The following is a 19034-nucleotide window of genomic DNA, read 5'->3' on the forward strand; positions in this document are numbered from 1 at the left end:
ACTTTACCTCACTCGCAAGGCTATGCGGCGCCTTGCTGCTGACGATTCTTTTTAAATAATTCACGGAAAATAGGGTAAATGTCCTCAACGCCACGGATATGTTGCATTGCAAAATTGTCGTGGGTTTGCGCTATAGATTGATACTCACGCCATAAACTTTGATGAGCACGGGCGGTAATTTCGATATAGGCGTAATAGCGCACCGCCTTTAACAGTTTATTACGTAAAATTTCGCCACAATTTGGCGAGTCGTCTGCCCAATTGTCACCATCAGAGGCTTGTGCTGCGTAAATGTTCCATTCCTCAGGGTTATAGCGTTCAGCAATGATTTCGTTCATCAGTTTTAATGCACTCGATACTATGGTGCCACCGGTTTCTTGAGAATAGAAAAACTCCTGTTCATCCACCTCTTTAGCTTGGGTATGATGACGAATATAGACAACCTCTATATTTTTGTAGCTACGGGTTAAAAATTGATACAGCAAAATATAAAAGCGTTTCGCCATGTCTTTAGTAGCTTGATCCATTGAGCCTGACACATCCATTAAACAAAACATCACGGCTTTGCTTGTAGGGTGGGGTCGTTTTTCATAGTTACGAAAACGTAAGTCGTAATTATCAATAAAGGGCACTGCTTTAATGCGACTTTGTAGCTCCTCGATTTGCCGTTCAAGTAAAGCAATTGCGGCCTTATCTGGCTCTTCTTCAGCTTGTAACAAGGCTAACTGACCCTCAAGCTCAGCAAGATGACGTTTTTTGCCAGCGGTCATTGCTACTCTGCGAGCAAGTGAACCCTGCAGTGAACGAACAATATCAATATTGCTGGGCATGCCGTCGTTACAAAAACCAGCACGATGGGTTTTCATCTGCACCAGTTTATCGAGCTGATTTTGTTGCAGGTTAGGTAGTTCAAGATCTTCGAACAATAAATCTAAGTATTCATCTTTTGAAATAGAAAATACAAAGTCGTCTTGTCCTTCACCAGAGTCACTGGCTTCACCTTCGCCGCTACCACCCCCTTGACCGCCTCCTTGCGGGCGCTTGATTTTGTCGCCCGTAGAAAATTGGTCATTACCTGGGTGGATCTGCTCACGGTCGCCACCACGTCCTTGATGAAAAATAGGCTCACTGATATCACGTTGCGGAATAGAGATACTCTCGCCGCTGGTGGTATCGGTTACGCTGCGCTTATTAATGGCATCAGATACCGCTTCTTTAATTTGTTTTTTATAACGCCTGATGAACCGTTGACGATTCAAGGTACTTTTGTTTTTTCCATTCAGGCGTCGGTCAATAAAATGCGCCATAACAACCCCCTTAAAACAAACGTTTTTTACTGCGATTTTCTAACGCGTAAATACCATTCAGAAAGTAAACGTACTTGTTTTTGGGTATAGCCTTTCTCAACCATACGATTGACAAAGTCTTCGTGTTTTTTCTGATCTTCAGCCGAAGTTTTCGCATTGAAGGAAATAACCGGTAGGAGATCTTCGGTATTTGAGAACATTTTCTTTTCAATAACCGTGCGAAGTTTTTCGTAACTGGTCCAAAGCGGATTCTTGCCTTGATTGTGTGCACGAGCACGCAGTACGAAATTGACTATTTCATTTCTAAAGTCTTTCGGATTTGAAATACCCGCAGGTTTTTCAATCTTCTCAAGCTCTGCGTTAAGTGCAGCGCGATCAAATAGCTGGCCGGTATCTGGGTCACGGTATTCTTGATCTTGGATCCAAAAATCTGCATAAGTGACATAGCGGTCAAAGATGTTTTGCCCGTATTCAGAGTAAGACTCTAAATAGGCCGTTTGTAACTCTTTGCCAATAAACTCAACGTATTGTGGAATAAGGTAGCCTTTTAAGTGGCTTAAATAACGTTCTTCAACATCGGCAGTAAATTGCTCACGCTCAATTTGCTGTTCAAGTACATAAAATAGATGTACAGGGTTTGCAGCCACTTCTGTCGTATCAAAGTTAAATACCCGCGATAGAATCTTAAACGCAAAGCGGGTAGAAAGCCCTGTCATGCCCTCGTCAACACCGGCATAGTCGCGGTACTCTTGATACGACTTAGCTTTCGGATCGGTGTCTTTTAAGCTTTCGCCATCATATACCCGCATTTTTGAATAAATACTTGAGTTTTCAGGCTCTTTCATTCGCGAAAGCGTGGTAAATTGCGCCAGTGTTTTTAATGTACCAGGTGCGCATGGTGCATCGTGTAATTCACTGTTTTCAAGCAGTTTATTATAAATTTTAACCTCTTCAGAAACACGTAAACAATAAGGTACTTTGACGATGTAAACACGGTCTAGGAATGCTTCATTGTTTTTATTGTTTTTGAATGTTTGCCACTCAGATTCATTTGAGTGAGCTAAAATCATGCCGTTAAACGGTAAGGCACTGATACCTTCAGTCCCATTATAGTTACCTTCTTGCGTTGCAGTAAGCAGTGGGTGTAGCACCTTGATGGGCGCTTTAAACATTTCCACAAACTCCATTAAGCCTTGGTTTGCTAAACAAAGCGCACCCGAGTAGGCATATGCATCGGGGTCATTTTGTGCAAAGTGTTCAAGTTGGCGAATATCGACTTTACCAACGAGTGCTGAGATGTCTTGATTGTTTTCATCGCCGGGCTCTGTTTTAGCAATTGCGACTTGGTTTAAAATGGATGGGTAGCGCTTAACCACTCTAAATTGGCTAATGTCACCGTTAAATTCGCTTAAACGTTTTGCAGCCCATGGTGACATCACTGTTTTTAAATAACGCGGTTTAATACCGTATTCTTTTTCTAAAAGCTCAGCGTCTTCATTTGGGTCAAATAATGCCAGAGGGTGATCGTTAACAGGCGAGCCTTTAATTGAATAAATAGGCACCTGCTGCATCAAGTATTTAAGCTTTTCAGCGATTGATGATTTACCACCACCCACCGGACCAAGTAGATAGAGAACTTGCTTGCACTCTTCTAAACCCTGAGCTGCGTGTTTTAAGTACGCAACGATTTGCTCTATTGCATCTTCCATCCCATAAAAATCGTGGAAGGCAGGGTAGCGTGCAACAACGCGATTTGAAAACAGCCTGCTTAAGCGCGCATCGGTTGATGTATCGATAATTTCAGGCTCACCGATGGCCATTAAAAGCCGCTCAGGCGCGCTGGCATAAGCTGATTTATCCTTTTTACAGATCTCGAGAAATTCCTCAATACTGTATTCTTCTTCTTGCGCTGCTTCGTATCGTGATTGGTAATGCTCAAAAATACTCATAGAGACCTCCGAAAACCCGCTAAAATGACGTGTAATTAGATTAAGAGAAAAGCAAAGGTTATTTAAAGCTTAGTCACGATTTTGACTTTTTGCGCAAGAAAATTAAGAATTTAATTGAAAAAAGCTCATCTTGATTAGGCTTTTTGAGTGAGGGCTTGGCTGCGGCTTAGAAGGGGCGTGCAATAGCAATAAAAAAGACGCCGAAGCGCCTTTTTTTGATTACTGTTAGTAACAGAAGATTAAGCGAAGTTAGCGTTCGCGAAGTCCCAGTTAACTAATGCCCAGAAACCTTTTAAGTAATCTGGACGAACGTTACGGTAATCGATGTAATAAGCGTGTTCCCACAGATCCACAGTAAGGATTGGTGTTACACCTTCATCAGTTAACGGAGTTGCAGCATTTGATGTGTTTACGATATCAAGTGTGCCGTCAGCTAGTTTAACTAACCAAGTCCAGCTTGAACCAAAGTTGTTTACAGCTTTGTCGTTTAATGCATCTTTGAATGCTTCGAAAGAACCCCATTTAGCGTTGATAGCATCAGCGATAGCGCCAGTAGGCTCACCACCACCGTTTGGAGATAGGCTGTTCCAGTAGAAAGTGTGGTTCCAGATTTGTGCAGCATTGTTAAATACACCACCTTCTGAAGAACATACGATTTCTTCTAGAGATTTATTTTCGAATTCTGTGCCTGGGATCAGGCCATTTAATTTTACAACATACGTGTTGTGGTGTTTACCGTGGTGAAACTCTAGAGTTTCCTTTGAAATATGTGGCTCTAATGCATCGATTGCGTATGGTAGTGACGGTAGTTCAAATGCCATTTTTTATCTCCATCTTCTTGGTTGATAGTCCACCTAGTTATAGGTAATAGCAAGCTAAACAGCGTACTTACCTATACCAAGTGGTATTATAGTGTTACTATAATTGTTGAGTATTTTACTCAAGTTTTAGCAAACAGCAATGCTCTTGCTACGACTATTTAAAATTGTGGCTGTGTTTGCCATTCTAAGTAATATATCTGAGGCCACAGTGAATCTTTTTCAAGGCCAATGTAGTAAGCCAATGTATTTTGAGGTTGTAAATGGAAACCATCGATAAAATTAAACAGCAAATTTCTGAAAATCCAATCCTTTTGTATATGAAAGGATCACCAAAATTACCTAACTGTGGTTTTTCTTCTCAAGCATCACAAGCATTAATGTCGTGTGGTGAACCGTTTGCTTACGTCGACATCTTACTAAACCCTGATATCCGTGCAGAGTTACCTGCATACGCTAACTGGCCAACCTTCCCACAGCTTTGGGTTGAAGGTGAGCTTATCGGTGGTTGTGATATTATCATTGAGATGTTTCAGCGTGGTGAATTACAACCACTGATTGCAGAAACTGCTGCAAAGTACAAAGAAGAAGACGCTGAATAACCGTATTTAGTGTAGAAAGAAGCCGCAATTGCGGCTTTTTTTATAGCAATTTTATTAAGCAGGCAGCAAAACATGCACACTCAAACCACCTTGCTCACGGTTGTGTAAGCTTATTTGCCCGTGGTGTGCCTCTACTATTTCTCTGCAAAGTGCCAAACCAAGGCCGCTGCCTGTTGCTTTGGTTGAGTAAAAGGGAATAAGTGCATTTGCCATTACGGCTTCACTCATGCCTTTGCCTTTATCGCTTACTGTGATGTGGGTGCCGCTTGTTTCTTGTTGTACCGTTAAACTGACATCTTCTGGGTTTGAGCCTGACTCATGGGCATTTTTTAACAGATTTATCAGCAGTTGTTCCAGTTGTGTATGATCGGCCTGAGTTGATACATCATCATTAAGAGTCACATTGACCTGCCACTGATTTTTTAATTGCTCAATTAAGTTAGTCCAATTTATTGTGATTAATTGCGGGGTGGGCAGTTTGGCAAATTTACCATAACCTTGTACAAATTCATTTAAGTGCTTGATACGATCTTCTATTGTTGTAAACACTCGTTTTAAACGTGGCTCATCAACTTCTTTAGTGAGTAGTTGAGCACTATGTAGCATGGATGACATAGGACCAAGCGAGTTATTAAGTTCATGGCTAATAATGCGGATGACCTTTTTCCACACTTCGACCTCTTGACGACTGAGCTCTCTCGTTAACTGCTTAAAGACAAGTAGTTGGTGAAATTGGTTGTTTAGTAATAATCGGCCGGTAGCCATATGCCAAGTTTGTGATTCTTGCTCAGCTCTATCTAAAGTGAATAACCCATCAATACCTTTGTTGACGGCGCGTGTAAGTTGCTCAGAGCTGTGCGTAAGCAAGCTTTTAAGTGTTAAACCTTCAAGTGCTGATTGTTTTTCAAATAGGCTGCGTGCGCTGTGGTTGCTGTATACAATAAAGTCTTGATCGTTTACGAGCAGTACCGCTTGCGGCGAGCTTTGTAATACTTTATCGAGCATTAATTCGCGTTGGTAAATCCATTGCTTTTCTTGGCGAAGTTGTTTGGCGGTTTGATTATAAAGGTGGCATAAATTGCCTAATTCGTCCTTGCCGTTATATGCAAGTAATGAAGCAAGTTCGCCATCTTTAAAATTCAGTAAGCCAGTTTCAAGGGCGGCCATGCCATTGACCAGTGGCGCACTCAACTTATAAGCAAGAAAGCCTGATATAAAAGCACAAAGTAAAGAAGCCAGTACTATATTTGCACAAGGTATAGCCAAAAAGTAGCTAGTGGCCAGTAGCGGTAGAACCGCTGCCATAATGCATAAAGCAATAATTTTATAGCGGAGCATCAATATTCAATCTTAAATTTATCAAGTCTACGGTACAGAGCCTGTCTGCTAAGACCAAAATGGCGTGCTACCTTAGCAATTACGCCTTGGTAGTCTCGCATCGCTAGTTCAATGTCTTGTTTTGTTGGCTCCGCTTTGCTCTTTACGGTATTTTCTTTTTCAACTTGTAAGCCAAAATCGGCAAGTTCAATGATGCCCGTTGGTTTTAATACCGCAGCACGCTTACAAGCGTTTTCAAGTTCACGCACATTACCAGGCCAGCTATGGGCGAGAAGGGCTTTTTCAGTGCTAAGTGACAGCGTGCGCTCAGGTAAAAAGTGTGCAACCAAGGCTAAAATGTCATCTGGGCGATCAGCTAAACGTGGTAAATTTAACTCAATTACATTTAAGCGGTAGTAGAGGTCTTCACGAAATTGACCTGTTTTAATGGCGTGGCTTAAATCTTCATTGGTTGCTGAAATAACCCTAACATTCACTTTACGGGTTTGTGTTGAACCTAAACGTTCAAATTCGCCGGTTTGTAAAATGCGTAATAGTTTCATTTGCCCCGATAGCGGCAAGTTACCAATTTCGTCTAAAAATAAGGTGCCACCGTCGGCTGCTTCAAAACGACCAATACGTTGTTTAGTAATGCCGGTATAGGCGCCAGCTTCTGCACCAAATAGCTCAGCTTCAATAAGCTCGCTTGGTAGGGCTCCTGCATTTACAGTGATAAAAGGTGCATCCGTTAATAATGAATTGGCTTGAATTATTTGTGCAATCCGCTCTTTACCACTGCCGTTAGGGCCTGTGATCAAAACTGAAATATCCGACTTAGCAACCTGAATAGCAAGATTGACAATATGCTCCATGGCCGTACTTTTATAAACTAAGCCAACTAAATTGGCATTATGCACAGATGCTTCACGTTCTTGCTGGTGGCGGGCAAAGGTTTCGTTTTGTTGTTTTGCCTTACCCAGTTCTATCAGATTATTTACACAGGTAAGCAGCTTTGTATCGTCCCATGGTTTTGGTAAATAATCTGCAGCACCTGCTTTGACGAGTTCAACGGCCGTTGAAAGCTCTGTCCAAGCGGTGATTAAAATGATCGGTAAATGAGGATTAATCTCTCGTAAGGCATAAAAGAGTTCTTTGCCTTCTTCGCCTGAGGTTGTGTCGGCGGTAAAGTTCATGTCTTGAATAACAAGTGCAATACGCTGGTACTGTACAGCCTGAGTTGCCTCAAAAGGGTTGCTTGCTGTAACAACCTCAAAATTATGAATTTCGAGCAATAATGACAACGCATCTAAGATAGCAGGGTTGTCATCAACGATAAGTATTTTTTCCATATTATTGTTTTAGTTTTTTCCTAATCAGGTGCAAGGTAAATGCTACACTGTTAATCCAGTGTAGCATAGGTTGGGAGAACTAAATTGTTCGGGTTGCAATGCTAGGTGAGATGTTCGCCGCACGTTTTGCTGGAGCAAGTACAGCCAATAAGCTCATAACAAACACACACAAAGCAGTACCAAGTACATAACTAATCTCTAGTTGTGCAATAGAAAAATGCTGCATAAGTAGCTGCCCTAAATAAACAGCAGCAATGATGCCAATGACTAAACCAACACTACAAATCATGGCGTTTTCAACTAAGAAGTAGCTGATGATGGCAGATTTTCTTGCACCTAATGCACGGCGAGTACCGATTTGTTTTGTACGCTTGCTAATATTGAACAGCGTCAGGCCAAAAATACCCAGGGCAGTCACCAAGACTAAGATAGTAATAAGTACAATCAGCATACGCATCATTAATGTATCTTCTGCCATATATTGCTCTTTGTCTTCATCAAGGCCACGAATGCGAGAAATAACACGTTTGTTGTAGTTTTTTAACATAGCCTCTTCAACTCGGTTCATTACAGATTGACGTTGACCTGGTTCAGTTCTTACTACAAATCGTGCATTACTACCGGCTTTAATAAAAGGGAGCAATGCGACATTATCAGGGCGACTATCTTTAAGCCATGGGCCTTTCATTAAATCAATCACGCCGATGATTTTCATTGGGATATCACCGAAATAAATGGTTTGCCCTAGGCCGTTGCCATCAGGGAACAGCTCATCGAGTAGAGTTTTAGTGACAACGGTTACTTTTGAAAGCTCATCGTAATTGTCAGTGACAATCACTTCGTCTTCGGTGTAGTTGCGCCCAGCAATGAGTTTCACACCATAAGTATTGATGCCATGTTCATCGATAAACATGTAAGAAGTACGGGCTGATTTACTCTCTTCAGGCGCTGGCTTCAAGCTAAAGTCAGACGATGAGCCACTGCCTGAAAGCGGTGTATTACTTGAATACGCAGCATCGACTACGCCAGGTATTTGGCGAAGCATGGCTTCATCAAGTTCATACTGTTGAGACAGTGATACGTCTTGACCAAACATCATTACATGAAATACCAAGATATCTTCTTCAGGGTAGCCGGTTTCTTGGCTTAAATAGCTAATTCTGTCTTGGATAATAAATGCAGCATTACTGACAATTGCTGTGGTAATGGCAATTTGTATAAGTAATAAGACTGCGCCAACCTTTGAGCGGCATAAGGCGTTAAAAATAGGTTTAATTTCAAACATGTTACTTTCCTTATTGGCTCTTCAGGTAAATAGCAGGGTTGGTTTTGCACACCAGCCAAGCAGGGTAAAGTCCAGCAATAACACAAGTACTAATGGCTATAACAGGAGCACTCAAGAGCATGCTTAAATCCATGGTTGCTAGGCTTTTATAATAGGTATAACTTTGGCGCACACCTAAAAGGCCAACTTGAGCAAGAATGATCCCAAAAATGCCGCCTAAAAACCCTAGCATGGCTACTTCGACGATGTGCTGGTAAAAAATTTGTCGTTTACTCGCGCCAAGGGCTCTTCGTACACCCACCTCAGAAGCTCTTCGTAAAAATTTAGCAAGCAGTAAACCAAGAATGTTCGCAAGGCATACAGCCAAAAACATAAAGCTAAGACCAACAAGAATCTCATTATCTTCACTGACTACATTGTTGTACTGCATCCACTCATTCACGTCCCGTAGTTTGGCCTCTAGTTGCTCACGATTGAAGCGACCTAGCTTTTGTTGTTCTTGCATGTAAGCCATCAAGAAATCTTGGTAAGCCTGTTTTTCCTCAGGCGTTTTAAGTTCAACCCAAAATTGTAGCCACACTAACTCTGAATTTAACTTATCGTTGAATGTATTGGTTTTTTCGTGTTTCCATCCATTTGTGTTACCCCAGTTTTCTAGCTGACGCGCTTTCATAAGGCTAAAAGGGAGGAATAGTTGCTCTGTTTTATTGAATGAGCCGTTATTTAAATCGTAATACTTAGTTGTAATATCCCAATCATCAATAACACCCACCACCTCGTAACTGGCATCGTCAAGGTAGATAATTTTTCCAATCGAATTTTCGCCAGCAAATAATTTGTCATTCAGTTCTTTGCTGATCACGACAACGGGTGCAGCATTTGCCTCTTGTTGCTCGCTCCAAACACCTCCATATAGAAATGACAAATTAAACATATCGAAAAAGTCAGGTGTAGTGAGGCGAGCTTGGCCAATAAAAGGTTTTATTTTGTCTGAGTCTAAATAAACCGAAAAGCCAGTGCGTACCATAGTGACACGTTTGCCACCTGCATCCGCTTTATTCAAATTCACAGCGTCTTGGTAGGTCAATTGTAAGGGTAGGTTGTCCTTAGTCCACCAAGTGCTGCCATCATCCATAATTTGAAGCTGTACGCTGTAAAGTTGGCTGCTTTTTTCAGGGATCGGATCCGCCGACATCATGTGATAAACAGATAGGCTTGTCATCGTGACACCAATACCAATAGCAATGGCTAGCACCATTAAAAAGCTCACTAATGGCGTGCGCTTAAAGCTACGCCAGCTTAAATCTAAATAATGAAGGAACATGACTACACCCCTGCAGCTTTTAAGTTTTGAGTGCCTTGATACAAGGTTAGGTCTGCGAGTTGACCATCAACGACCTGAATGTTTCGAGGTGCTCTGCGAGCAAGTTCAGGATCGTGAGTAACCATCACAATAGTTGCGCCATCACGATTTATTTGTTCAAGCAATTCCATTACTTGGCGAGCCATTAAGCTATCAAGGTTACCCGTTGGCTCATCGGCAAGTAAAAAACGAGGTTCACCAGCAAGGGCTCTAGCAATAGCTACACGTTGCTGTTGTCCGCCAGATAGCTGTTGAGGGAGATGTTTAGCACGTGATGCTAGACCAACTTGCTCTAAACATTGCTCAATTCGACGTTTACGCTCGGCAGCTTTAATTCCACGGTAACGAAGTGGTACTTCAATATTTTCGTATAGGTTCAAGTCAGGGATGAGGTTGAAACCTTGGAAAATAAAACCTATTTTTTGATTACGAAGGTCGGCACGCTGATTGTCATTGAGTTTACCGACATCAATACCGTCTAATAGATATTGGCCCTCATTAAATGGCTCTAGCATTCCTGCAATGTTTAAAAAAGTGGTTTTACCTGAGCCGCTTGGGCCTGTCACTGCAATAAATTCACCCTCATCTACTTGTAGGTTAAAATCACGAAGTGCATGAGTTTGTACCATTTCAGTTTGATACACTTTATTGATGTTATTCATTTTAAGCATAATTATAATTCCTTGTTGTTAACGTAAAACGAGTACCGGTGCTTGTTTATAACGGTCGTAGTTAGAGATGATTAATTGATCGCCAGCTTGAACGCCTTCTAAGAGCTCCACAGCGTTAATGCTGCTAGCGCCTGTTTTAATATCGATTAAGTAAGCCATATCACCATCGATTCGATAAGCACGCGTCCCACCTTGTTGTAAAAAGGCGCCGCGCTTTACTTGTAAAACATTGTCGCGATTTTCTAAGAGAATGCGGGCTGTGAGACGCTGATTTTGGCGAATTCCAACCAGTTCATCATCAAATCGCACTCGTGTTGTCACTTCACGGTTGTTTACTTCCGGTGATATTGCTGACAATGTTCCCGTCACATGACGAGCACCGAGCGTTAGTTCGACTTGCATCCCTAAACCTAATTCATTGGCATAACTTTCTGGCACTTGAAGCTCGGCTTCAAAGTTACTTAAGTCCACCAAAGTCATTAATGGCTGACTTTGAGTTACGGCCTCTTTTTGTTGAACAAGTAAATTCCCCACGATGCCGCTCACACTGGCTATGATAGTTAGGTCATTTACTTGGCGAAATAAATCATCAACGATAAGCTGCTGTCTTGCTAGATCTCGCTCTGCGGCTTTTAACTCAAAGGCAAGGGTATCTTTAGCAAGCGCAACCTCTTGCTCAGCATGTTTATAAGAAAGTTTTGCTCTTGCTAAATCATCGACTGCTTTTTCTAAATCAATTTGGCTTATTAAGTTTTTCTTTATAGATAATTGGGCACGACGGTTTTCACGGTCAGCAGCATTAAGTTCGACCTGAGCAAGGTCGAGCGCTTTCGTTAAGCTTAGTTTTTGTCTACGTGCTTCAAGTTGCTTGCGTTGAAGCTCACCATCAAGCCTTGCAAGTACAGATTGTTGCTGTTTTAGCTCATTTGTTAGCTCAGGGCTTTTTACAATTGCGATGATGTCATCTTTTTTTACGCTGTCACCTGCTTTTACTTTTAAATCCACAAAGCCGCGTTCAGGGCTGTATACTTTGGGCGCATTTGCAGCAACGATTTTGCCACTTGCGGCGACATCTCTAATGAGAGGTTGCTGAGTTACTTTGCTGATTTGTAGGCTTGCTTTTTCAACGGAAATACTGCCTTCGGTGTCCGCAAAAATACTGCCTATACCAACCGAGCCAATTAATAATACACCGATAATTAGTGCAACTGGTTTTGCAAAGTTATTCCTCTTTGTCACCGAGATATCCTGAGCACTGGTATCTTTTATCATCATAGTTCCTTAATGTTTTCAACTAACATAATCATGAAACCCACTACTAGCATGGTGAGTGGCGATGCAATAAATAAACTAAAAGTGAACATGTCCTGTCCTTAAATCTGCTGATGTGATCTTATATACCAACAACATGCCAACTTTTATTTTTTTGATTTATAAGGGGTTATTTGTTTTGTTGATGTTGTTTCAATGTCCGCGGACAGAAAAAGTGTCCGCAGCGGACACTTTTTAATAAGTGGGTTTACGTGCGCGTAAAGAGCAAGCTTTTAGGAGGGTAAGCGTAAATAGCTATCTAAAGAGTTACAGCAAGTGTCCAGCGAGTCTGGTTTATGTGAGTAGGTGGTATCTAAATTCTGCATTATCATTCAAAAAGTGAATATTTATTCATTTCAGGTGTCAGTTTACGTTAACGTAAAGAGTGGTTTTTGAAATTTTTCTTTTACAAGTTGTTAAATATGACACCAGTGTCATAAAAAAATAACGGTGAAAATACGTCTAAATGTAAAAAATTAGCATAGAATTTACTAAGTGCATTTAAATGAGAAATATTCATGAATATGAATATGTATTCAAAACTCTATTGACTCAGAGATTATTTGGCGATAGTTTTGTTCGTCTGCTAGCCCTGTCACAAGAGACTAAAGGGCTGGTCGTTGTAGCAAGGGGAGGGGTCTATGTTATACGACTCAAAATTAGAAAAAGATAATTGTGGCTTTGGCTTGATAGCCCAAGTCAATGGGCAAGCGAGTCACCGCTTGATCCGAACAGCAATCACAGGGCTTGATCGCATGGAGCACCGTGGCGGTATTTCTGCCGATGGTAAAACCGGTGATGGTTGTGGTTTATTAATGCAAAAACCCGATAGTTTCTTTCGTGCTATTGCTAGCGAACATGACTGGCATCTAGGAAAGAACTACGCCGTAGGCATGGTATTTTTGAATGCCGATCCTGTACTTGCGCAAACAGCTAAAGATGTGTTGAGTGAAGAACTCGAAAAAGAAACCTTGAGCATTCAAGGCTGGCGCGTAGTACCGACCGATGCGTCATGTTTAGGGCCAATTGCAAAAAAACAACTACCAGGCTTTGAACAAATTTTTGTTAGCGCCCCAGAAGGCTGGCGTCCAAAAGATTTAGAGCGCCGTTTATACGTTGCGCGTCGTCGTGTTGAAAAGCGCCTTGAAAACGATGAACATTTTTATATTGCCAGCTTATCTGGTTTGGTAACCGTCTATAAAGGCTTGATGATGCCTGTTGACTTACCTAACTTTTATTTAGATTTAGCTGACATTCGCATGACCAGTGCGATTTGTGTATTCCATCAACGTTTTTCTACTAATACACAACCTCGTTGGCCATTAGCGCAGCCATTCCGTTATTTAGCACACAATGGTGAGATTAATACCATTCAAGGTAACCGCCAGTGGGCCCGTGCCCGTGCGTATAAGTTTGCCTCACCACTTATCCCTGATTTGCAATCAGCTGCGCCGTTCGTAAATGAAAGCGGTTCTGACTCTTCAAGCTTAGACAATATGCTTGAGCTGTTCTTAGCGGGTGGCATGGATTTATTCCGTGCAATGCGTATGCTTGTGCCGCCAGCATGGCAAAAAAACCGTGCTATGGATGAAGACCTACGTGCATTCTACGACTTTAACTCAATGCATATGGAACCATGGGATGGCCCTGCTGGTATTGTTATGTCTGATGGCCGTTTTGCAGCCTGTAACCTTGACCGTAACGGCTTACGCCCAGCGCGTTATGTGATCACCCAAGATGGTTTTATAACACTCGCCTCAGAAGTGGGGATTTGGGACTATGCACCAGACGAAGTCGTTGAAAAAGGTCGTGTTGGCCCTGGTGAGCTGTTAGTTATTGATACTCATCAAGGTAAAATTTGGCATTCAGATGAAATTGACCAGGACCTTAAATCACGTCACCCATACAAAGCATGGCTCGAAGCAAATGTTAAGCGTTTAACACCGTTCGAGCAGCTCTCTGAAAAAGATGCGGGTAATCGTTCATTTGATGACGAAACATTGCTTAAATATCAAAAGATGTTTGGTTTCACCAACGAAGAGCTTGATAGTGTTATTCGTGTGATGGGTGAAAATGGTCAAGAAGCGACAGGCTCAATGGGTGATGACACACCATTTGCCGTACTTTCAGAAGGTCATCGCTCGTTATTTGATTACTTCAGACAAAAGTTTGCGCAAGTAACGAATCCACCGATTGATCCACTTCGTGAAAATCACGTTATGTCATTAGCTACCTGTATAGGCAGTGAGCAAAACGTATTTAACGAAACCACAGGTCACGCTAAGCGTTTGCAGTTTGATACACCAATCCTGATGTATGCAGATATGCAGCAGTTACTTAATGCTGATGATAAATATTACAGCTACTGCAAAATTGATATCACTTACACAGTAGAAGAAGGGCTTGAAAGCGCCATCACACGTATTTGTGACGAAGCGCAAGAGAAAGCAGCTGCTGGTTGTGTGATGTTAGTGTTAAGCGACCGTAACTTCAGCGAAACACAGTTGCCTATTCCTGCTGCGATGGCGGTAGGCTCTATTCAAAAACGTTTAGTTGATAATAATTTGCGCTGTGAATCAAACATTATCATTGAATCAGGTAGTGTTCGCGATGCGCATCAATTCGCTGTATTACTTGGTTTTGGCGCGACGGCTATTTATCCGTACCTTGCTTATGAGTCACTGGTTGCTATGAGTGATAGCAAGGTGATCAATAAGACTTATTGCGAAGTAACGCTTGCGTATCGTAATGCGATAAACAAGGGTCTTTATAAAATCATGTCGAAAATGGGTATTAGCACTGTTGCATCTTATCGCTGCTCAATGTTATTTGAAGCCGTTGGTTTGTCTGAGGCTATCGTCGAAACCTGTTTTAATGGTGTGGCAAGTCGCATTAAAGGGGCGTGTTTTACTGATTTTGATGACGATCAACGTAAGCTTCATAAGTTGGCATTTAGTAAACGTAAATTATTAAGTCATGGCGGCTTACTAAAATATGTTCACGGTGGTGAGTATCACGCGTATAACCCAGATGTTATTCAAACACTACAAAAAGCAGTGCGCTCTGGTGAGTACAGTGATTATGTTGCCTATGCTGATTTAGTAAATAATCGCCCGATCACCAACTTACGTGACATGTTGGCAGTAAAAGTGCCAGATGCAGGTATTAGTATTGATGACGTGGAACCTGCAACTGAGCTATACAAGCGTTTTGACTCAGCAGCAATGAGTATTGGTGCGCTATCGCCAGAAGCGCATGAAGCGCTAGCGATTGCGATGAATCGTTTAGGTGGTTGTTCAAACTCTGGTGAAGGTGGTGAAGATAAACTTCGTTACGGCACAGAGAAAAATTCTCGTATTAAGCAAGTTGCTTCAGGTCGTTTTGGTGTAACACCACATTACTTACGTAGCGCTGATGTAATTCAGATTAAAGTTGCTCAAGGTGCAAAACCAGGCGAGGGTGGTCAATTACCGGGAGAAAAAGTAACGCCGTATATTGCAAAGTTACGTTACTCAGTGCCAGGTGTGACATTGATTTCGCCACCGCCGCATCACGATATTTACTCGATTGAAGATTTAGCCCAGCTTATTTTCGATTTAAAACAAGTCAACCCAGACGCACTGATTTCGGTGAAACTAGTGTCTGAACCAGGGGTTGGGACGATTGCAACGGGTGTTGCCAAAGCGTATGCCGATTTAATTACCATTGCGGGGTATGACGGTGGTACAGGTGCAAGCCCACTTACTTCGGTGAAATATGCAGGTAGCCCTTGGGAGCTTGGCCTTGCTGAAACTCAACAAGCGCTAGTAGAAAATGGTTTACGTCACCGTATTCGCTTACAAACTGATGGCGGACTTAAAACAGGCCTAGACATCATTAAAGCAGCTATTTTAGGTGCTGAAAGCTTTGGCTTTGGTACGGGTCCTATGGTGGCATTAGGTTGTAAATATCTGCGTATTTGTCATTTAAACAACTGTGCGACCGGTGTTGCAACGCAAGACGATACACTGCGTCAAAAGCATTATCATGGCCTGCCAGAAATGGCGATGAACTACTTCAAGTTTATTGCCCAAGAAGCACGTCAAATCATGGCAAGTTTAGGTGTAACACGCTTAACTGATTTAATTGGTCGTTTGGATTTACTTGAAGCGATTGAAGGCAAGACAGAGAAACAAAAGAAAGTGGATTTGTCGTCTGTGATTGCTGTGCCAAACAACCCAACAGGTGAAACCCTGTATTGTAGTGTGCCAAATAGCTCACACTACTTAGGTCAGCTAAATGAAACCTTGCTTGAAAAAGCAAAACAAGCAATTGACGAAAAATCGGGCACCTCATTGGTAAGCCGTATTTGTAATACCGACCGTTCTGTGGGCGCGATGTTATCAGGCTATATAGCCTCAAAACATGGCAACCAAGGCATGGCTGCTGATCCTGTTTCTATTGAGCTTCATGGTACCGCGGGTCAATCATTCGGTGTATGGAATGCCGGTGGTCTTGAAATGACCCTAGTTGGCGATGCCAATGACTATGTTGGTAAGGGCATGGCTGGCGGTAAGCTGGTAATTCGTCCGCCGCTCGGTTCATCGTTTGAAAGCCATAAGGCCACGATTGCAGGTAATACCTGTTTATATGGAGCAACAGGCGGTAAGTTATTTGCTGCTGGCTCTGCAGGTGAACGTTTTGCTGTTCGTAACTCAGGTGTGCAAGCGGTTGTAGAAGGCGTGGGTGATAACGGCTGTGAATATATGACAGGCGGTGTGGTTTGCGTACTTGGCAAAGTGGGTATCAACTTTGGTGCGGGCATGACAGGTGGCTTTGCCTATATTCTTGATGAAGGCAAAGACTTTGAAAAACGCATTAACCCAGAGCTTGTTGAAATCGTTACGCTTGAGGGTTTAGCATCTCACCAAGAACATTTACGTGGTCTAATTGCTGAGCATCTAGAGTTGACTGGCTCAAACCGCGCTGAGCAGATTTTAGCTAACTTTGATTTATACATGCCGATGTTTAAATTGGTCAAGCCAAAATCTAGTGATGTAAAAAGTTTACTCGGACACCGAGCGCGCAGCAGCGCAGAGCTTCGTGTTCAGGCTCAGTAGGGGGTAGTATGAGCGAAAATGTATACCAGTTTATCGATGTACAACGTGTAGATCCGCGCAAAAAGCCAATTTCTGCACGTAAACAATCTTTCGTAGAAATATACGAGCCGTTTTCTGAAACACAAGTTAACTCACAAGCGGACCGTTGTTTAGATTGTGGTAACCCATATTGTGAATGGAAATGTCCAGTTCATAACTATATTCCACAGTGGTTAAAGTTAATTCGTACCGGTCGTATTTTAGAAGCAGCTGAGCTTTCTCATCGAACCAATAGTTTACCGGAGGTGTGTGGCCGAGTTTGTCCACAAGACCGCTTATGTGAGGGCTCATGCACACTTGATGAAGAATTTGGTGCTGTTACTATCGGTAATATCGAAAAGTACATCACTGATACGGCCTTTAAGATGGGCTGGAAACCAGATATGTCGTATGTTGTTTGGTCTGACAAAAAAGTGGCTATCATTGGTGCAGGCCCAGCAGGCTTAGGTTGTGCAGATATTTTAGTACGTAACGGTGTAAAACCTGTGGTGTTTGATCGTCACCCTGAAATTGGTGGTTTACTTACATTTGGTATTCCTTCATTCAAACTTGAAAAAGAAGTGATGCAAAAGCGTCGCGAAATTTTCACTGAAATGGGTGTTGAGTTTAAGCTAAATACTGAAGTGGGTGTTGATATTACCCTTGATGAAATATTGGCAGAATATGATGCCGTATTCTTAGGTGTTGGTACTTATCAAAGTATGCGGGCAGGGCTTGAAAACGAAGACGCCGATGGTGTGTTTGATGCATTGCCTTTCTTAATCGGTAACACAAATCGTGTTATGGGTTATGCTGAGGATAAGCAAGCCTACATTGATATGGCTAACGAAAAAGTAGTCGTGCTTGGTGGCGGTGATACTGCAATGGACTGTGTTAGAACATCAATCCGTCAAGGCGCAACGAAAGTAACCTGTGCGTATCGTCGTGATGAAGAAAATATGCCAGGTTCAAAACGCGAAGTTAAAAATGCCCGTGAAGAGGGCGTTGAGTTTACTTTTAACGTTCAACCTAAAGGTATTGTTGTAGACGAGCATGGTAAAGTCGCTGGTGTTAAAATGGTGAAAACACAACTTGGTGAGCCGGATGAAAATGGTCGTCGTCGTGCTGAAGAGGTTGCCGGTTCTGAACATGTTATTGAAGCCACCAAAGTGCTCATGGCGTTTGGTTTTAAACCTCATAAAATGGACTGGTTAGAACCTTATGGTGTTGAAATAAACCATTGGGGCGGCATTAATGCGCCAGAAAAAGGTGAGTTTACGCATCAAACAACCAATCCGAAAATATTTGCTGGTGGTGACATCGTACGAGGCTCAGACTTAGTCGTGACTGCCATATTTGAAGGCCGTAATGCTGCTGAAGGTATTATGGATTACCTAGAGGTTTAATTAGACTCTCTTGGTTAGTAAAAAAGCAAGCACTCAGCTTGCTTTTTTACTTTAGGCTAGTTGTTTTATTTATTACGCTATTGGTCATTACCAACATCCAATCAAGGCATTCCTTACTTTCATTTTATGACGTTTTAGGAGTAAATAGGCTGTACCAACTACAATAAGGTGGCTACCTATAAACAACCAAATAATGGTCGATAAGGCTTGGCTAAAGTAGCCTAAAATACCACCCAATGCGATCATCAAAAAAGCAGACACATTTAGAACAGATTGTAGCTGTAATTTAAATCTTAAGTGTTTCCAGCGACTAAATACCAGTAAAAGTAAAGCAACAATAGGCAAAGCAATCACTAATGCTTCGACTAAATACAGCCAAACAGATATAAAAGGGCTTGCTGTATCCACAGATTGTGATGCACTTACTGGGGTTGATGTCATCGCTATTGAAGCTGTCACAAATAAAGCTAATTTGCGAAATATCATTATTTTAATGTCCAATTTATGAGCGCTTAAGCGCCCATTACTTCTCTTAAAAA

Annotated in this window: 13 protein-coding genes; 3 read left to right on the forward strand and 10 right to left on the reverse strand. The window is 42.0% G+C overall.

Annotated features, from left to right (window positions below; translation table 11 throughout):
• Positions 1 to 20: 20 nt before the first annotated feature.
• The 3 genes from LY624_RS06710 to LY624_RS06720 all read right to left on the reverse strand — a co-directional run bounded on the left by LY624_RS06710 (position 21) and on the right by LY624_RS06720 (position 4077).
• Positions 21 to 1307 carry a YeaH/YhbH family protein gene (locus LY624_RS06710; RefSeq protein ID WP_130151414.1) on the reverse strand — a complete coding sequence of 429 codons (1287 nt, stop codon included), beginning with the start codon at positions 1305 to 1307 and terminating at the stop codon, positions 21 to 23.
• 26 nt (positions 1308 to 1333) lie between these two features.
• Entirely contained in the window at positions 1334 to 3256 is a 1923-nt protein-coding gene (locus LY624_RS06715) for a PrkA family serine protein kinase (protein WP_237127611.1), read from the reverse strand.
• Between the two features lie 239 nt (positions 3257 to 3495).
• Entirely contained in the window at positions 3496 to 4077 is a 582-nt protein-coding gene (locus LY624_RS06720; RefSeq protein ID WP_036967613.1) for a superoxide dismutase, read from the reverse strand.
• Between the two features lie 260 nt (positions 4078 to 4337).
• Here LY624_RS06720 and LY624_RS06725 point away from each other — a divergent pair, with 260 nt between their 5' ends.
• Positions 4338 to 4676, forward strand: a complete 339-nt coding sequence (locus LY624_RS06725) for a Grx4 family monothiol glutaredoxin (RefSeq protein ID WP_062570736.1) — start codon at positions 4338 to 4340, stop codon at positions 4674 to 4676.
• Between the two features lie 54 nt (positions 4677 to 4730).
• Here the strand turns inward: LY624_RS06725 and LY624_RS06730 are convergent, their stop codons facing one another.
• The 6 genes from LY624_RS06730 to LY624_RS06755 all read right to left on the reverse strand — a co-directional run bounded on the left by LY624_RS06730 (position 4731) and on the right by LY624_RS06755 (position 11933).
• Positions 4731 to 6014: a sensor histidine kinase gene (locus LY624_RS06730; protein WP_341804150.1), complete on the reverse strand. Its 1284-nt coding sequence runs from the start codon at positions 6012 to 6014 to the stop codon at positions 4731 to 4733.
• Positions 6014 to 7342, reverse strand: a complete 1329-nt coding sequence (locus LY624_RS06735; protein WP_341804151.1) for a sigma-54-dependent transcriptional regulator — start codon at positions 7340 to 7342, stop codon at positions 6014 to 6016. Before LY624_RS06735 ends, LY624_RS06730 begins: the two co-directional genes overlap by 1 nt.
• Before the next feature lie 79 nt (positions 7343 to 7421).
• Entirely contained in the window at positions 7422 to 8627 is a 1206-nt protein-coding gene (locus tag LY624_RS06740; RefSeq protein WP_130151418.1) for an ABC transporter permease, read from the reverse strand.
• Between the two features lie 10 nt (positions 8628 to 8637).
• Positions 8638 to 9951 carry an ABC transporter permease gene (locus tag LY624_RS06745; protein ID WP_341804152.1) on the reverse strand — a complete coding sequence of 438 codons (1314 nt, stop codon included), beginning with the start codon at positions 9949 to 9951 and terminating at the stop codon, positions 8638 to 8640.
• A 2-nt stretch (positions 9952 to 9953) separates the two neighbouring features.
• Complete coding sequence (locus tag LY624_RS06750) at positions 9954 to 10661, reverse strand: ABC transporter ATP-binding protein (RefSeq protein WP_062570741.1); 708 nt, start codon at positions 10659 to 10661, stop codon at positions 9954 to 9956.
• 18 nt (positions 10662 to 10679) lie between these two features.
• Positions 10680 to 11933 (reverse strand): efflux RND transporter periplasmic adaptor subunit, encoded by a 1254-nt coding sequence (locus LY624_RS06755; RefSeq protein WP_341804391.1) that lies wholly within the window; start codon positions 11931 to 11933, stop codon positions 10680 to 10682.
• A 680-nt stretch (positions 11934 to 12613) separates the two neighbouring features.
• Between LY624_RS06755 and gltB the strand changes: the two genes are divergently transcribed.
• Positions 12614 to 17071: a glutamate synthase large subunit gene (gene gltB, locus LY624_RS06760; RefSeq protein WP_341804153.1), complete on the forward strand. Its 4458-nt coding sequence runs from the start codon at positions 12614 to 12616 to the stop codon at positions 17069 to 17071.
• Between the two features lie 8 nt (positions 17072 to 17079).
• Positions 17080 to 18495 carry an FAD-dependent oxidoreductase gene (locus tag LY624_RS06765; protein ID WP_341804154.1) on the forward strand — a complete coding sequence of 472 codons (1416 nt, stop codon included), beginning with the start codon at positions 17080 to 17082 and terminating at the stop codon, positions 18493 to 18495.
• Between the two features lie 87 nt (positions 18496 to 18582).
• Here LY624_RS06765 and LY624_RS06770 read toward each other — a convergent pair whose 3' ends face one another.
• Entirely contained in the window at positions 18583 to 18981 is a 399-nt protein-coding gene (locus tag LY624_RS06770) for a hypothetical protein (protein WP_341804155.1), read from the reverse strand.
• Positions 18982 to 19034: the final 53 nt, after the last annotated feature.

It is taken from the genome of Pseudoalteromonas sp. N1230-9 (genome assembly GCF_032716425.1).
In the GTDB taxonomy this organism is placed as follows: domain Bacteria; phylum Pseudomonadota; class Gammaproteobacteria; order Enterobacterales; family Alteromonadaceae; genus Pseudoalteromonas.

Bases quoted from the DNA above. Each gene is read 5' to 3' on its own strand.
- LY624_RS06710 (WP_130151414.1), bottom strand. From the start codon at position 1,307: ATGGCGCATTTTATTGACCGACGCCTGAATGGAAAAAACAAAAGTACC.
- LY624_RS06715 (WP_237127611.1), bottom strand. From the start codon at position 3,256: ATGAGTATTTTTGAGCATTACCAATCACGATACGAAGCAGCGCAAGAA.
- LY624_RS06720 (WP_036967613.1), bottom strand. From the start codon at position 4,077: ATGGCATTTGAACTACCGTCACTACCATACGCAATCGATGCATTAGAG.
- LY624_RS06725 (WP_062570736.1), top strand. From the start codon at position 4,338: ATGGAAACCATCGATAAAATTAAACAGCAAATTTCTGAAAATCCAATC.
- LY624_RS06730 (WP_341804150.1), bottom strand. From the start codon at position 6,014: ATGCTCCGCTATAAAATTATTGCTTTATGCATTATGGCAGCGGTTCTA.
- LY624_RS06735 (WP_341804151.1), bottom strand. From the start codon at position 7,342: ATGGAAAAAATACTTATCGTTGATGACAACCCTGCTATCTTAGATGCG.
- LY624_RS06740 (WP_130151418.1), bottom strand. From the start codon at position 8,627: ATGTTTGAAATTAAACCTATTTTTAACGCCTTATGCCGCTCAAAGGTT.
- LY624_RS06745 (WP_341804152.1), bottom strand. From the start codon at position 9,951: ATGTTCCTTCATTATTTAGATTTAAGCTGGCGTAGCTTTAAGCGCACG.
- LY624_RS06750 (WP_062570741.1), bottom strand. From the start codon at position 10,661: ATGCTTAAAATGAATAACATCAATAAAGTGTATCAAACTGAAATGGTA.
- LY624_RS06755 (WP_341804391.1), bottom strand. From the start codon at position 11,933: ATGATAAAAGATACCAGTGCTCAGGATATCTCGGTGACAAAGAGGAAT.
- gltB (WP_341804153.1), top strand. From the start codon at position 12,614: ATGTTATACGACTCAAAATTAGAAAAAGATAATTGTGGCTTTGGCTTG.
- LY624_RS06765 (WP_341804154.1), top strand. From the start codon at position 17,080: ATGAGCGAAAATGTATACCAGTTTATCGATGTACAACGTGTAGATCCG.
- LY624_RS06770 (WP_341804155.1), bottom strand. From the start codon at position 18,981: ATGATATTTCGCAAATTAGCTTTATTTGTGACAGCTTCAATAGCGATG.